At 65.1% G+C, this 14363-nt stretch carries 17 protein-coding genes and 1 tRNA gene; 10 read left to right on the forward strand and 8 right to left on the reverse strand.

What is annotated here, in order from left to right; all coding sequences use genetic code 11:
* Positions 1-43 precede the first annotated feature (43 nt).
* Positions 44-598, forward strand: a complete 555-nt coding sequence (locus tag RBB18_RS01775) for a hypothetical protein (RefSeq protein ID WP_274594124.1) — start codon at positions 44-46, stop codon at positions 596-598.
* A 4-nt stretch (positions 599-602) separates the two neighbouring features.
* Here RBB18_RS01775 and rnd read toward each other — a convergent pair whose 3' ends face one another.
* Positions 603-1763, reverse strand: a complete 1161-nt coding sequence (rnd, locus tag RBB18_RS01780) for a ribonuclease D (protein WP_274594123.1) — start codon at positions 1761-1763, stop codon at positions 603-605.
* A gap of 209 nt (positions 1764-1972) precedes the next feature.
* Between rnd and RBB18_RS01785 the strand changes: the two genes are divergently transcribed.
* Entirely contained in the window at positions 1973-2149 is a 177-nt protein-coding gene (locus RBB18_RS01785) for a hypothetical protein (RefSeq protein ID WP_306111140.1), read from the forward strand.
* A 31-nt stretch (positions 2150-2180) separates the two neighbouring features.
* Here the strand turns inward: RBB18_RS01785 and purN are convergent, their stop codons facing one another.
* Positions 2181-2774, reverse strand: a complete 594-nt coding sequence (purN, locus tag RBB18_RS01790) for a phosphoribosylglycinamide formyltransferase (RefSeq protein WP_306111139.1) — start codon at positions 2772-2774, stop codon at positions 2181-2183.
* On the reverse strand, positions 2771-3817 hold the full coding sequence (gene purM / locus RBB18_RS01795) for a phosphoribosylformylglycinamidine cyclo-ligase (RefSeq protein ID WP_103761061.1): 1047 nt from the start codon (positions 3815-3817) through the stop codon (positions 2771-2773). The genes purN and purM overlap by 4 nt, the downstream gene beginning before the upstream one ends.
* A gap of 127 nt (positions 3818-3944) precedes the next feature.
* Here purM and RBB18_RS01800 point away from each other — a divergent pair.
* A tRNA-Ile gene (locus RBB18_RS01800) sits at positions 3945-4021 on the forward strand.
* A gap of 324 nt (positions 4022-4345) precedes the next feature.
* Here the strand turns inward: RBB18_RS01800 and RBB18_RS01805 are convergent.
* Genes RBB18_RS01805 through RBB18_RS01820 form a run of 4 tightly spaced genes read right to left on the reverse strand, consistent with a single transcriptional unit; the run spans position 4346 to position 7605 of the window.
* Complete coding sequence (locus RBB18_RS01805; RefSeq protein WP_306111138.1) at positions 4346-5248, reverse strand: helix-turn-helix transcriptional regulator; 903 nt, start codon at positions 5246-5248, stop codon at positions 4346-4348.
* A gap of 55 nt (positions 5249-5303) precedes the next feature.
* Positions 5304-6122, reverse strand: a complete 819-nt coding sequence (locus RBB18_RS01810) for a substrate-binding domain-containing protein (RefSeq protein WP_103761059.1) — start codon at positions 6120-6122, stop codon at positions 5304-5306.
* Between the two features lie 27 nt (positions 6123-6149).
* The gene (locus RBB18_RS01815; RefSeq protein WP_103761058.1) at positions 6150-6905 is read right to left on the reverse strand and encodes an ATP-binding cassette domain-containing protein; all 756 of its coding nucleotides are present in this window, start codon (positions 6903-6905) and stop codon (positions 6150-6152) included.
* Positions 6898-7605: an ABC transporter permease gene (locus RBB18_RS01820; RefSeq protein WP_371931571.1), complete on the reverse strand. Its 708-nt coding sequence runs from the start codon at positions 7603-7605 to the stop codon at positions 6898-6900. The genes RBB18_RS01815 and RBB18_RS01820 overlap by 8 nt, the downstream gene beginning before the upstream one ends.
* 158 nt (positions 7606-7763) lie before the next feature.
* On the opposite strand from RBB18_RS01820, the gene tsaA reads away from it, so the two are divergent.
* From tsaA to RBB18_RS01845, 5 genes are read left to right on the forward strand one after another with little or no spacing between them, the layout of a single operon-like run.
* Positions 7764-8234, forward strand: a complete 471-nt coding sequence (gene tsaA, locus RBB18_RS01825) for a tRNA (N6-threonylcarbamoyladenosine(37)-N6)-methyltransferase TrmO (RefSeq protein WP_306111137.1) — start codon at positions 7764-7766, stop codon at positions 8232-8234.
* Between the two features lie 32 nt (positions 8235-8266).
* A complete protein-coding gene (locus RBB18_RS01830) occupies positions 8267-9058 on the forward strand; it encodes a molybdate ABC transporter substrate-binding protein (RefSeq protein ID WP_306111136.1) in 792 nt (263 codons plus the stop codon).
* Position 9059: 1 nt separating this feature from the next.
* Positions 9060-10088 (forward strand): iron ABC transporter substrate-binding protein, encoded by a 1029-nt coding sequence (locus tag RBB18_RS01835; RefSeq protein WP_306111135.1) that lies wholly within the window; start codon positions 9060-9062, stop codon positions 10086-10088.
* Entirely contained in the window at positions 10061-11083 is a 1023-nt protein-coding gene (locus RBB18_RS01840; protein WP_306111134.1) for an iron ABC transporter permease, read from the forward strand. Before RBB18_RS01835 ends, RBB18_RS01840 begins: the two co-directional genes overlap by 28 nt.
* A complete protein-coding gene (locus tag RBB18_RS01845; protein WP_306111133.1) occupies positions 11083-11907 on the forward strand; it encodes an ABC transporter ATP-binding protein in 825 nt (274 codons plus the stop codon). Before RBB18_RS01840 ends, RBB18_RS01845 begins: the two co-directional genes overlap by 1 nt.
* Here RBB18_RS01845 and RBB18_RS01850 read toward each other — a convergent pair.
* A complete protein-coding gene (locus RBB18_RS01850; protein WP_274594053.1) occupies positions 11862-12071 on the reverse strand; it encodes a molybdopterin-binding protein in 210 nt (69 codons plus the stop codon). The genes RBB18_RS01845 and RBB18_RS01850 overlap by 46 nt on opposite strands.
* A gap of 111 nt (positions 12072-12182) precedes the next feature.
* Between RBB18_RS01850 and RBB18_RS01855 the strand changes: the two genes are divergently transcribed.
* Together RBB18_RS01855 and RBB18_RS01860 are read left to right on the forward strand one after the other, a co-directional pair.
* A complete protein-coding gene (locus RBB18_RS01855; RefSeq protein ID WP_306111132.1) occupies positions 12183-13337 on the forward strand; it encodes a putative sulfate/molybdate transporter in 1155 nt (384 codons plus the stop codon).
* 105 nt (positions 13338-13442) lie between these two features.
* Positions 13443-14330 carry a LysR family transcriptional regulator gene (locus tag RBB18_RS01860; protein ID WP_103761830.1) on the forward strand — a complete coding sequence of 296 codons (888 nt, stop codon included), beginning with the start codon at positions 13443-13445 and terminating at the stop codon, positions 14328-14330.
* The last annotated feature ends 33 nt before the right edge of the window (positions 14331-14363 follow it).

Raw genomic sequence — 14363 nt, forward strand, 5'->3', positions numbered from 1 at the left:
GGTCGAAATGCGGGTTCTGCTTTCGGTGATGTTGATCTCAAGCATGACGCTGACAGCGTGCAGCGGCTGGCGCGATTCCGGCGCCAACCCGCGCAACTGGTTCGGCAACAGCAGGTCCACCCCGATCGTGAACACCACCAATACCGGCGAACGCCGTTCGCCCAGCGACCGGCAGACCGGCAACCCGCTGATCGACGATCAGAACGCCGAGCTGATCGTGCGCCGCAATGCCTCTTCGGCGCAGAAGGCGGGCATCTTTCGCCGCCGCGCCAAGGTCGAGATCTACGACGGCAGCCTGGTGGACCAGGTGACCAGCCTGGTGGTTGAGCCGCTGCCCACGGGCGCCATCGTGCGCGTGACCGGCCTGCCGCAGCGCGAGGGCGCGTTCGACGTGCGCCTGCTGCCGATCAACGAGGACGGACCGATCAACGGCGTCATGGAATACACGCTGAACGCCTATCAGCCGATCGAGACGCCGGTGGGCGCGCAAAGCACCCGCGAGGTGCGGGTGGGCGCGTTCCTGAGCAACAACGACCTCGAAGAGATCAACGAGATCCGCGTGCGCGGCGAGCTGAACGCTCTCAGCTCACGCCGCTGACGGATTAGAGGTCTATCGCCACGATCGACCCGCGACGCGCGGCCAGCGCCACCTTGCCGTCGCAGAGCCGCATCGCATCGTCACCGAAGACATCCCGCCGCCAGCCTCCAAGGGCCGGCACATCGCGTTCGCCTGCCGAGATGGCGTCCAGGTCGGCCGCCGAGGCTATGAGCTTGGAGGCGACCGAGTATTCCTCGGATTTCGCCTTGAGAAGAACGCGCAGAAGGTCGGCCAGCGCCGGGTTGATCTGAAGCCGCTCGCGGCTGCGGTCAGGTTTGGGCAGGTCGTCGTTGCCGCAATCGAGCCCCGCCTTGACCGCGGCGATGATACCGTCGGCGACGTCACCCCGTCGGGCCTCGCGCAGCAAGAGCCGCGAGCGTGACAGGTCGTTCGCCGATTTGGGCTTGGTCGAGGCCAGCTCGACCAGCGCATCATCCTTGAAGACCCGGTTGCGGGGGATGTTGCGCGTCTGGGCATAGTCTTCGCGAAAGCGCGCCAGCTCCCGCACGATGGCCAGGAACCGGCCCGACGCGTTGCGAGTCTTGACGCGCTGCCATGCCTCTTCGGGCCGGGTGATATAGGTTTCGGGGTCAGTCAGGACCTGCATTTCCTCCGCGACCCACTTGTCGCGGCCCGACTTTGCCAGCTTTCCGGCAAGAAACTCGTAGATGTCACGCAGGTGCGTCACGTCGGCAATGGCATAGGTCTTCTGAGCGTCGGTCAGCGGGCGGCGCGACCAGTCGGTGAAGCGCGAGGTCTTGTCGAGCGATTGCTTGGCGATCTTGCGCACCAGCGTCTCGTATCCCACCTGCTCGCCGAACCCGCAGACCATCGCCGCCACTTGGGTATCGAAGAGCGGGTCGGGAATGAGGCCCGCATCGACATAGAAAATTTCCAGGTCTTGCCGGGCGGCGTGAAAGACCTTGACCACCGAAGGGTCGCGAAAGAGGTCGTAGAGCGGTTCGAGCGACATGTCCTGCCCCTCGATGGGATCGACCAGCACGGCATCGTCCTCGCCGCGGGACGGCAGGGCCAGTTGGATCAGGCAGAGCTTGGAGTAATAGGTCCGCTCGCGCAGGAACTCGGTATCGACGGTGACATACTCGGACTCGGCCGCACGGGTGCAAAAGGCGGCGAGGTCTTCGGTGGTGGTGATGGTGTGCATTCCTGCTCCCGCGGATCAAACGTGGTAATCCAATCGCCTATACCGAGGCGCGGCGGAAAGCAAAGCGCAAGTGATGCATAGAGGCCGGCGATCGGATGAGAGGCCCACAAACGCATCACCGTTCGTGATGGTGCGCGCAACATTCATTCGTTTTAAAAATACATTGCCCGGGTCTATGTGACATGTAGTTCCAATAATGGAGACATGCCATGACGACCCTCGACCATATCCCCGCCCGCCCTGCCCCGCGGCTCGACCTGCGCACAGTGGCAATGACGCTGAGTGCTATCCTGCTGCTGGCGTTAGGCGCCGTCGCACTCACCGCCCCACCCGACCGTGTGTCGGCAGACTGGCACGGCAACGCTGCGACTTCGGCGCCGCGTTAAGACCATGAAAGGGCCCGCTTGCCCTGTCCTGTCAGGGCAGGTGCACCGGCGTGTGGTCGCCGGCGGCGAAACGGCGCAGGACGGCCGGGTAAAGCCGGTGTTCCTGTTCCAGCACGCGGGCGGCCAGCACCTCTGCTGTATCACCGGGACGCACGGGCACGCGGGCCTGACCGAGGATCGGGCCGTCATCGAGTTCCAGCGTGACCTCATGGACGGTACAGCCGGCCTCGGCCTCGCCCGCCTCGATGGCGCGGGCGTGGGTGTCGAGGCCGCGATACTTAGGCAGAAGCGAGGGGTGGATGTTGATCATCCGGCCCTGCCAGCGCGAGATGAAATCGTCGGTGAGGATGCGCATGAAGCCCGCAAAACAGATTATGTCGGGGGCGTAGCGATCCAGGGTCCGGGTCATCACGGCCTCGAAGGCCGGGCGGTCGCCCTTGAAATCCCGGTGATCGACAAGCTCGGTCGGCACGCCGCGCGCCTCGGCCTTGGCAAAACCGGGGGCATCGGGCGTGTTGCAAAGCGCCACCACGGGGCGTGCCGGGTGGTCGCCGGTCATGCTGTCGATCAGCGCCACCATGTTCGAGCCGCTGCCGGAAAACAGGATTGCGACGCGTTTGGTCACGCGAGATTGCCAGTGTAGCGCACGCCCTCACCCTCGGTGACATGGCCCAGGCGGACCACGGTCTCGCCGGTGCCAACCAGAAGGTCCGCAAGCGCGTCGGCGCGGGCCGCATCGACCGCCAGCACCATGCCCACGCCGCAGTTGAAGGTCTTGAGCATCTCGGTCTCGGCCATACCGCCCTGCGCCATCAGCCAGCGAAAGACGGGCGGCAGGTCGAAGCTGTCGAGGTCGATGTCGACGCCAAGGTCATCGGGCAGAACGCGCGGGATATTCTCGGTCAGGCCACCGCCGGTGATATGGGCGAGCGCATGGACGCCGCCAGCACGGATCGCTTCCAGCGCTTGGGTCACGTAGAGGCGCGTGGGGGTCAGCAGGGCCGCGCCGAGGGTGCCATCAGACCAGGGGCAGTCGGCATCCCAGCCGAGGCCCGACATCTCGACCAGCTTGCGCACGAGGGAATAGCCGTTGGAATGCACGCCGTTGGAGGCAAGGCCCAGCAGGACATCGCCCGAGGTCACGCCCGCCGGCAGGTCGCTGCCACGCTCCATGGCGCCGACGGCAAAGCCGGCGAGGTCGAAATCACCTTCGGGATACATTCCCGGCATTTCCGCCGTCTCACCGCCGATCAGCGCGGTGCCGGAGCGCACGCAGCCTTCGGCGATGCCTTCGATGATGCGGGCGGCCGTGTCGGTGTCGAGCTTGCCGGTTGCGAAGTAGTCGAGGAAGAAAAGCGGTTCGGCCCCCTGGCAGACAAGATCGTTGACGCACATGGCGACAAGGTCGATGCCCACGCCATCCACGTTGCCGGTGTCGATGGCGATGCGCAGCTTGGTGCCCACGCCGTCGGTGGCGGCCACCAGGATGGGGTCGGTATAGCCCGCGCCCTTGAGATCGAAAAGCGCGCCGAAGCCGCCCAGACCCGCCATGACGCCCGCGCGGTTGGTGCGCTTGGCGGCGGGCTTGATCCGGTCGACGAGCGCATTGCCCGCGTCGATATCAACGCCGGCATCGGCATAGGTGATCCCGTTCTTGGCGTCGGTCATGTGCGCTCTCCGCTCTGGCTTGGGGCTTCGGTTAATCCATCGCGCCCGCCCGTGCAATCGGGAAAGCCCCGAACCCTCTCAGAGCCCTTGACGCCCGCCCTGCCGCCGCCTATCCCGAGCAGAGGTCGGGCCTGTAGCTCAATTGGTTAGAGCAGAGCGCTCATAACGCTTTGGTTGGGGGTTCGAGTCCCTCCGGGCCTACCAATGATTTCAAAAGGTTAGAGAAATTCAAGTTTTGAGGAAAAGGGCCATAGAACCCATCCGCGTCGCCTCGAGACCTGATTTCCGGAATGACTTGGTCGGCCAATCAAAAGATCTACTGTTAGGCACGGTTCAATTACCGACTGTAAGGCGTCTGGTTTTCGAATTTTTCTCCCGGATCTCTTTGTGAATCCTCGAGAAAAAGCCGGTACAGTGCGCCCCTTTTTCGATTTGGCCCACGAACATGGCAGAGCCATAGCCAATGAGATGCTTCGGGTTGGCCCTCATTGTGTGCTGAGCGGACAGCGCGATTTCAACCGAAATGCGCTACGCGTTCCATTGAACGGTACCAATCCTGTCGATGTCGTAGCCGCCATAGGCGTTCGCCCGCATTCGGAAGGCATCCGTGGCACAGAAGTTCATAAGCGACTGGAATGGCGGCTCGAACCACGCCTTGCGGTCGACAAGCAAGGCGAACTCTTCCTCGATGACGTGTACAAACTCCAGCCCGTAGCTCCGCGCGACCGCTTCTAGCCCGAATGTCGTCTCGGCCGCGCCGCGCCGGACCGCCTCCACCGCTTCGTCTTCGGTCCGGGCGACGTCAGCGAGGTCGAGCGCCGCAAGATCCACCCCCTCGCGCTCGGCCAAGTGTCGGAATAGCGTGTCGGTGCCCGACCCCGCCTGCCGCGGAACAAGCCGGACCCCGTCAAGATCGTGAAGTCCCGCCGGCACGCGTCCTCCGGGCCGGACGACGAGCCCGCGCCGACGTATCGCGAACCGGACGAGAACCGCGTTCTGGCGCGAGGCCGCCTTCGATACGGCAGGCACATTCCAGCGGTTGGTGTCGGCGTCAAGAATATGCAGGCCGGCTGCGATGCCCTCGCCGCTCGTGAAACGTTCGAGCCCGTCGTTCGAGCCGTCATGCAGCGTGGCCAGTCCGCATCCCGACTGGCGGATCGCCCAATCCAGCAAGGGATCGTGACTGCCAAGCATGATAGGCGTGCGCGATTTGGACGCGTCGCCTTGAGCGTCTCCGCCGCCACCGGACTGCGCCTTTTCGATCCATGTGCGGATCTCGTTTGCCGGAAACAGCAGCTTTCCCGTGGCGCGCGAACACGGCACGGCACCCGACGCGGCAAGGTCATAGACCTTGCGTTCCTTCAGGCGCAAAAGCTCGGCCAGTTCCTTGACAGTCAGGTATTCGTGGTCGGGAAGGTCGAGCTCGGTCATGGCGCCTGGATTTGTGTCTCGGGACGGCGGGTGCACCGCCGCCCCGACACGTCTATCAGTTTTTCGGTGCGTTGGGGAAGAACAGTTGCTGGTCGGCCACCTTGTAGGACCCGATTGCCTCCTGCCCCTCGTCCGAGACCAGCCAGTCGGCAAAGGTCTGTGCGGCGTCCACGTTCACGCTGGGGCATTTCTCGGGATTGACCGGGATCACGCCGTACTGGTTGAACATGTCCTCGTCGCCCTCGACCTGGATCGCGTAATCCTGTTTGTTGTCGAAGCTGATCCAGGTGGCGCGGTCGGTCATGACATAGGCGCCCATGCCGATGCCGGCGTTGAGCGTCGCGCCCATGCCCGAGCCCGTCTCGCGGTACCAGTCGCCGCTGGCCGCGGTCGGATCGACGCCGGTGTCGGACCAGAGCGCCATTTCCTTCTTGTGCGTGCCGCTGTCGTCGCCGCGCGAGGCAAAGAGCGCGCCTTCTTCAGCAATTTTGGACATCGCGCCCTGCACGTCTTCCATGCCGCCCACGCCCGCCGGGTCCTCGCCCGGGCCGACGATGACGAAATCGTTATACATCAGGTCCGTGCGCGAGGTGCCGAAGCCCGCCTCGACGAATTTCTCCTCGGATGGCTTGGCATGCACCAGCAGCACGTCGCCATCACAATTCTCGGCATTCTTGATGGCTTGACCCGTTCCCACGGCGACGACGTTCACCTGGATGCCGGCCTTGTCCTGAAAGATCGGCAGCAGGTAGTCGTAAAGCCCTGAATTTGCCGTCGATGTCGTGGACTGTACGATGATCGACTGGTCCTGCGCCCAGGCTCCTCCGGCCATGAGCAGCGCGACAGTGGCCGCACCGAATGTGTTCAATTTCATGATGAATACTCCCTTTCTTGAAGTCTTTCAGACGACGAGCTTGCCGTTCAGGTAATCCCTTGCCGCCTTACTTTGCGGTTCGGGAAAGAAATCGGCGGCGCGGCTGTGTTCTGTTACGCCGCCGCCGCTGAGAAACAGGATGTCGTCGGCCATGCGCCGCGCCTGCCCCATGTCATGGGTGACGAAAACGATGCGCACGCCGCGCGCGCTGGCCTCCCTGACGATCTCCTCGATGGCCAGCACGGACGCCGGATCGAGGCTGGCGGTGGGTTCGTCGAGAAACAGCACCTCGGGGTCGGCGGCCAATGCGCGGGCCAGCGCCAGCCGCTGCGCCTCGCCGCCCGACAACAGGCGCGCCGGCTGGTCGGCCTTGTGGCCCAGCCCGACGTGATCCAGGAGTGTATCGCGCCGCGCACGATCCTTGCCACGCACCTTCAACACGAAGTCGACGTTGGCGGCCACCGACCGCCGCAAGAGAACCGGCTTCTGGAACACCAGTGCCTGCCGCGCGGTGATGTCCTGCGGCCCCTGTCCGCTCCAGTCGATTGTTCCCGAAGTCGGGGCCATCAGGCCATGGAGCAGCTTGAGTAGCAGGCTTTTGCCCGCCCCGTTCGGACCCATGACCATGGTGCAGCCTTCCGGCTGCAGGTCGAAGCTCACTCCGTCGAGTATCGTTGTCTGGCCGAAACGCAATTCCAGGTCACGCACCGCAAGCGGCAGGATCGGCGCGGTCCGGGCGCGGGGCACAACGTGATCGGCTGATGAGGCTGCCGTGTCAAACATAGGCTTGCCGCGCCGCTGTCATGCGGACCGATTGCACGGCGGCGTTGACGCCAAGCGCGATGACCAGAAGGATAATGCCGAGCGCCAGTGCCAGCGCCAGGTCGCCCTTGGACGTCTCCAGCGCGATGGCGGTGGTCATCACCCGCGTCAGGTGGTCGATATTGCCGCCGACGATGATGACAGCGCCCACCTCGGCCACCGCGCGGCCGAAACCGGCAAGCCCCACCGTCAGCAGGGAATATCGTGCATCCCACAAAAGCGCCTGCACGGTCTGCAGTTTCGTCAGGCAGAGCGAGCGAAACTGCTCGGCATATTCGGCGTGAAGGTCCTCCAGCACCTGCCGCGACAAAGCCGCGACGATGGGGGCGATCAGGATGGTCTGCGCGATGATCATCGCGGTGGGCGTGTAGAGCAGCCCGAGGAACCCCAAGGGGCCGGAGCGCGACAGGTGCAGGTAGACCAGCAGCCCCACCACCACCGGCGGCAAGCCCATCAGCGCATTCATCACGATCAGCACCGCGTTGCGCCCGGGAAACCGTCCGATGGCGATCAACGCCCCGATGGGCAGGCCGATCAGGCAGGCCAGCGCAGTGGCCGTCAGGCTCACGCGCAGCGACAGCAGCACGATTTCGATCAGATCCCCATCGCCCGAGGCGACGAGGTCGAGCGCGAGGCCGAAGGCTTCTCCCATGGACTGCAAAATTTCCCACCTTGCAAATCTTCCGTTCCCTCGCACACTATGCGATCCAACGGACAAAGTTCAAGCATCGCGGTGCCTGAAAAGAAATTCCACATACCAAGGAAAACCGATATGTTTCCTGCGCCCTGCTCGCGACTGCAAATTTTACGGACATGGCGATGAGTGGCAATACCCTGCGCCCCGGCGAGGTAAAAGTTGCGGCTCTACCGTCTGCCGATGCCGCGCTCCAGTTCATCGGGACCATCCGCACGCCCTGGACGCGGCGCGAGGACTGTCCACGTCAAGGCCGGCAGGACGGCCCCGAGTGCCGCATCGAACTGAATCCCGTATGGCACCCGGCACTGGAGGGGCTGGAAGACTATGAGACCATCGAGGTGCTCTACTGGCTGGATCGCAGCCGTCGCGATCTTGTGCGGCAAAGCCCGCGCAGCAACGGATCGACCATCGGCACCTTCGCCCTGCGCTCTCCCGTGCGACCCAATCCCATCGGCACGTCGCTTGTGCGGTTGGTGCGGATCGAGGGCGGCACGTTGATCGTGTGCGGGCTGGATTGCCTGGATGACACGCCGCTGATCGACCTCAAGCCCGACCGGTGCGCCTTTACCCCCATGGCACCGCCGAAACCCTGAGTATCCCGAATACAAAGAATGGAAGACAGACCATGCGACACGTATCCCTACTGGCAGCGGCCCTCGGCCTTGCGATGAGCGCCGCGCAAGCCCAAGACCTGTCCCTTCACGCTGCGGGCAGTCTCAAGGCCGCGCTGACGGACGTGGCCGCAGACTATGCCGAGGCCTACGACACGCCTGTCGCGACAAGCTTCGGCCCCTCCGGCCTGATGCGCGAGCGGATCGAGGCGGGCGAAACCGCCCATGTCTTCGCCTCTGCAAACATGCGCCACCCCCGGACACTGGAAAGCGCCGGCAAGGGCGGCCCCGTCGCGCTCTTTGCCCGCAATCGGCTTTGCGGGCTGGCGCGGCCCGAGGTGGAAGTGACGTCCGAAACGCTGCTCGACGTCATGCTGGACGAGAACACCCGCCTGGGCACGTCCACGCCCAAGGCGGATCCGTCAGGTGACTACGCGTTTCAACTGTTCGAAAAGTCCGGCCATGCCGAGGCGTTGAAGGCCAAGGCCCTGCAATTGACCGGCGGGCCGGACAGCGCCGCGCCGCCCGAGGGGCGCAACACCTATGCGTGGGTGCTGGACAGCGACCAGGCCGACCTGTTTCTGACATACTGCACCAACGCCGTGCTGGCCCGGAAAGAAGTGCCGGACTTGCAGATCGTGCAGATCCCGGAACCGCTGTCGGTGGGCGCGGATTACGGCCTGATCGTGCTCGACGGCGCGCCGCCCGAGGCATGGAAGCTGGCACTGCACATCCTGTCACCGGCAGGCCAGGCCGTATTGGCGGAGTACGGGTTCGACGCCGCCGCGGTGCCGAAAGGAGAGTGACGTGAGATATCTGCTGCTGATGCTGATGGTGTTGGCGCTGCCGGTTCAGGCGCGCACGATCACCGACAGCGCCGGGCGCGTCGTGGAGATCCCCGACGATGTGACCACCGTCTTCGCCGCCGGTCCACCCGCCGCCATCCTGCTCTACATCATGAAGCCCGAGGCGATGACGGGCTGGCCCCGCGCCCTGCGTCCAGAGGAGCGCGCCTATATCGCCGCGCCTTATCGCGATCTGCCCGAAACCGGCCGTCTGACCGGGCGCGGCGGCGAGGCGAACCTGGAGCGTGTGCTGCAGATCGAGCCCGACCTGATCCTCGATTTCGGCTCGGTCCGGGACACATATGTCGACCTTGCGGACCGTGTGCAGGACCAGACCGGCATCCCCTATATCCTGATCGACGGACGGTTCGAGAACACGCCCGCCGCACTGCGCCTTCTGGGTGAGGCACTGGGTGTGCCGGAGCGCGGCGCCGCCCTGGCGCAGGATGTGGAGGCGACGTTTGCCCGGATCGACGCCGTTCTCGAAGACGTCCCGGAAGAGGAGCGCCCCCGCGTCTACCTGGCCCGGGGTCCCGAGGGGCTGGAGACGGGCATGAAAGGGTCGATCAATACCGAGATCATCGAGCGCGCGGGCGGGCGCAACGTGGCGGATGATGGCGGCGCGACGCGCGGGCTGGTGCAGGCCTCGATGGAACAGGTGATCGTGGCCAACCCCGACACCATCGTGACGTGGGACCCGAACTTTTACGGCAAGGTTTTTGACGACCCGCTGTGGCAGGGGATCGACGCGGTCGAGGACGGGCGCGTCTTCCTGTCGCCCACCGCACCCTTCGGCTGGATCGACCGGCCGCCATCACTGAACCGGATGATGGGCCTGATTTGGATGGCCGGATTGTTGTATCCTGATCGGTGGGAGGGCGATCTGCGCGCGGAGACCCGCGACTTCTACGAACTCTATTATCATATCGACCTGAACGACGAAGACCTTGAGAGGCTGCTGGCATGGGCCGAGGGACGACCGCCGAACTGAGGGGCTCAAAGCCCGGCCTGACCTTGACCGGTGGCCTTGCCCTGTGCGTGGCCGCGCTGGCGTTCGGCGCGGTCATGATCGGGCCCTTTGGCCTGTCCCCGGGCCAAACGCTGGCGGCATTGCTGGGGCAAGGCGAGCGGCAGGCGGAGATCGTGGTGTGGAACATCCGCCTGCCCCGCGTCGCGGCGGCGCTTCTGGTGGGGGCGGCGCTGGCGGCGGCGGGGGCCAGCTACCAGGCGCTTTTCCGCAACCCGCTGGTGTCGCCGGATATCCTGGGCGTGTCGGCCGGTGCCGGGCTTGGCGCGGTTGCCGGGATTTTCCTGTCGCTGCCGGTGGCGGCGATCCAGGCGTCGGCCTTTGTCGGCGGCATGGCAGCGGTGGGCATCGTGACGCTGGTGGCGTCGATGGTGCGCAACACGGATCGCACGCTGACGCTGGTGCTGATCGGGGTGGTGATCGGCGCGCTGGCCGGGGCGGCGACGTCGTTGCTGAAAGTCACGGCCGACCCCTATGACCAGTTGCCAGCGATCACCTTCTGGCTTCTGGGCTCGCTCGCCGCGATCACCACGGAGGATATCGGGCCCGCCCTGCCCATGGTGCTGATCGGCCTCTTGCCGCTGGCCCTGCTGCGCTGGCGGATCAACGTCCTGAGCCTTGGCGACGAGGAGGCGCGCGCGCTGGGGGTCGAGGCCGGGCGCACGCGGTTCCTGGTGATCGCCGCCGCCACGCTGATCACCGCCAGCGTCACGGCGCTGGCCGGCGTGGTAGGCTGGGTCGGGCTGGTGATTCCGCATATCGCGCGAATGCTCGTCGGGCCCGGCTTTGGGCGGCTCTTGCCCGCCTCTGTGTTGATCGGCGCGGGGTATCTGCTGATCGTGGACACGGCGGCGCGGACAATGGCGCAGGCCGAGGTGCCGTTGGGCATCCTGACCGCCGTGATCGGCGCGCCCTTCTTCGTGTGGTTGCTGGCCCGTGGCCGGCGGGGATGGTCGTGATGCTGGAGGCGCGGGAGCTGGTGATCGGCTACGGACGCACGCAGGTCGGCGCGGATCTGGGCCTGTCGGTTCAGGCCGGAGACATCCTATGCCTGCTTGGCCCCAACGGCTGCGGCAAGACCACGCTCTTTCGCACCCTCCTGGGCCTGCTGCCTCAGCTGGCCGGTGAGGTGCGGCTTGGGGGCACCCCGATCACGGCACAGCGCCGGGCCGAGATTGCCCGGCGCATCGCCTATGTGCCTCAGGCTCATGCACCGCCATTTCCATTCGAGGCGCTGGAGGTCGTCCTGATGGGGCGCACCGCGCGGCTCGGGCCATTGGCACAACCTGGAAAGGCGGATCGTGATGCCGCGCGAAACGCGATGGATCAGCTTGGGATCCGCGACCTTGCCGCGCGCGATTATTCGCGCCTGTCCGGCGGTCAGCGACAGCTTGTCCTGATCGCGCGGGCGCTGGCGCAGGATACACCGCTGATCGTCATGGACGAACCGACCGCAAGCCTCGATTTCGGGAACCAGGCGCAGGTGTTGGCGCGGATCGCCCGGCTGGCGCAGGGCGCGTCGTCCGAGCGGCGTGGGATCATCCTGTCGACCCATGACCCGGACCAGGCCTTTGCGCTGGATGCCCGCGTCCTGTTGATGCACCAGTGCCGGATCATGGCGGATGGCCCGGCCAGCGAGGTGCTGACCGGGCACAACCTGAGCACGGTCTACGGCATCCCCGTGACCATCGAGACCACCGGGTCAGGCCGCAAGGTCTGCCTGCCGTCCCTTCACCTTCAGTCGGACCCGACGATCACGTCCGACGCCTTGACGATTGCGTAGGCCGTCTTGCCGACCTCCAGCCCCAACTCCTCGACCGACGCATTGGTGATCATCGCCGTCACGGTGGTGCCGCCGCCAAGGTCGATCTGCACCGTGGCGTTGACCGCGCCCTTATCGATGGCGGTCACGGTTCCGGGCATCTTGTTGCGTGCGCTGAGTTTCATGGCGGGTGTCTCCTGTCATCATGGTTTCCTTGCGTACGGTATGGTCAACAACCGCGATTTCAACTCTTTAAGACTAATTTCGCGTCGCGTTGGAAACGCGGAGGAATTGCGATGAGCCCGCATGCTCCAGATCGTTTTCGTTTTGACCTGCGCGAAGTGAACGGGGCCCTGGGGGACCTGGGCACGCTGCTGCCGCTGACCATCGGGGCCATCGCCCTTGTGGGGCTCTCGGCGACACAGGTGCTGCTGGGCTTCGGCCTGTTCTACATCGCCACCGGCCTGATCTACCGCCTGCCGGTCCCGGTCCAGCCGATGAAGGCCATCGTGGCCGTGGCGCTGGTGGCCGAGATCTCGCCCGCGTCCATCGCGCTGAGCGGGATGCTGATCGGCGCGGCGCTGCTTTTGCTGGGGGGAACGGGCCTCATAGACCGGATCGCGCGGCTGGTGCCGCAATCGGTGCTGACCGGGCTTCAGCTGGGGCTGGGCCTGGGGCTGGCCTGGATATCGCTCGGGCTGATGGCCGGGCAGCCACTGATCGGGGTGGTGTCCCTCGGGCTTGCGGCTGCGGCGTTGCGGCTGGGGACACACGCGGCATTCATGACGCTGGTTTTCGGCGTGGCGGCGGGCCACTTCATCGGCCACGAGGCCCTGCCCGATCTGTCGGGCGCTGCGGCCATGGGCTGGTTGGCGCCGGTTCCAGACCTTGAGGATATGCGGATCGCCATTGCCGACCTCGCCCTGCCGCAACTTGCCCTGACCCTGACCAACGCCGTTTTCCTGACCGCGCTTGTTGCGCAGGACAGTTATGGCGCGCGCGCCGCGCGGGTGACGCCCAGGCGCCTGTGCGTGACGTCGGGTGCAGCAAACCTGGTCCTGTCCCCTTTCGGAGCCTTGCCGATGTGCCACGGGGCCGGGGGCGTGGCGGCGCATCACCGTTTCGGCGCACGCAGCGGGGGCGCGCCGGTGATGCTGGGGGCCGCGCTTCTGGCGGTGGCTCTGCTGCCGCAAGACTTGCGGCACACGGCGTTGTTGGCCGTCCCGTCTGCAACGCTGGGAGCCTTGTTGCTGATTGCCGCGGTCGAACTTGCCGCCAATCGCCGGCTTTTCGATGCCAGACCCTCTTGCAGGCCCGTCATCGCGATCACCGCGCTCGCGACGCTTCTGGGCAACCCGCTGATCGGGCTGGTCCTCGGGACGCTTGCCGAGGCGGTCCGGAAGGCCATTCTTGCCCGTCTGTCGGGCCAAAAAGCGGATCAACCGGAATGACGACGCCACAGTTTCGGGTCCTGGTTTCGAGAACGCCGCGTCGGGAAGAACACCCATCATTCACGAATTCTATCAGGATGGCCGATTTCGATTGGCTTTATGCATATGATTGACAAGCTCGAAATGTTCATCGCCGTGGCCAAGGAAGGCCATTTCGGTCGCGCGGCCTCCGGCCTGGGCATCACCCAGCCGACCCTGTCGAACGGGATCAAGACGCTGGAGGATCACCTTGGCGTGCAGTTGATTTTTCGCGGGTCGCGATTTGGCGGGCTGACGCCGGAAGGCCAGACCGCGCTGGACTGGGCCAGGAAGATCGTCGGGGACACGCGGCAACTGCGCGAGGAAATGCGCGTCAAGCGGGATGGCTTGTCCGGGCAGTTGCGCATCGCCGTCATTCCGACGGCCCTGACGGTGGCGGCGCGGCTCTGTCAGCGCTTCAATGCCAAGCATCCGAAAGTGCATTTCACCATATTGTCGCGCACGTCGATCGAGATCATGTCGATGCTCGACAACCTGGAGATTGATGCAGGCATTTCCTATCTCGACAACGAACCGATGGGGCGGGTCAGCACCGAGCCGCTTTATGAGGAACGCTACATGCTCGTGTGCACGAACAACTCCCCCTTTGCGAACCGGCATGACGTGGCCTGGGAGGAGTTGTCGGGTAAAAAGCTTTGCCTGCTGACCCCGGACATGCAGAACCGGCGGATCATCAACAGGAATTTCTCCGCGGCGAACGTCTCGCCCGAGACATGTATCGAATCCAATTCGACGATCGTCCTGGTGGCCAATGTCGAATCCGGCGGTTACCTGACAGTGCTTCCCGAGGAGCTGGCACGCTTCCTCGTGGCCGGAAAGGCCCTGACCGTCGTGCCGCTGACAGGGCGCGAGCCGTCGCACGCGGTCGGCCTCGTGGCCCCTTACCGAGAGCCGCATACCCCTGTTCTGGATGCTCTTTTGCGCACGGCGAGGAAACTGTCGAAAGCGGTTTGATAGCCTATCCCTATCGGTCGACCGATCTGCGAT

It is taken from the genome of Roseovarius sp. MMSF_3298 (assembly GCF_030733705.1).
Classification (GTDB): Bacteria; Pseudomonadota; Alphaproteobacteria; order Rhodobacterales; family Rhodobacteraceae; genus Roseovarius; species Roseovarius confluentis.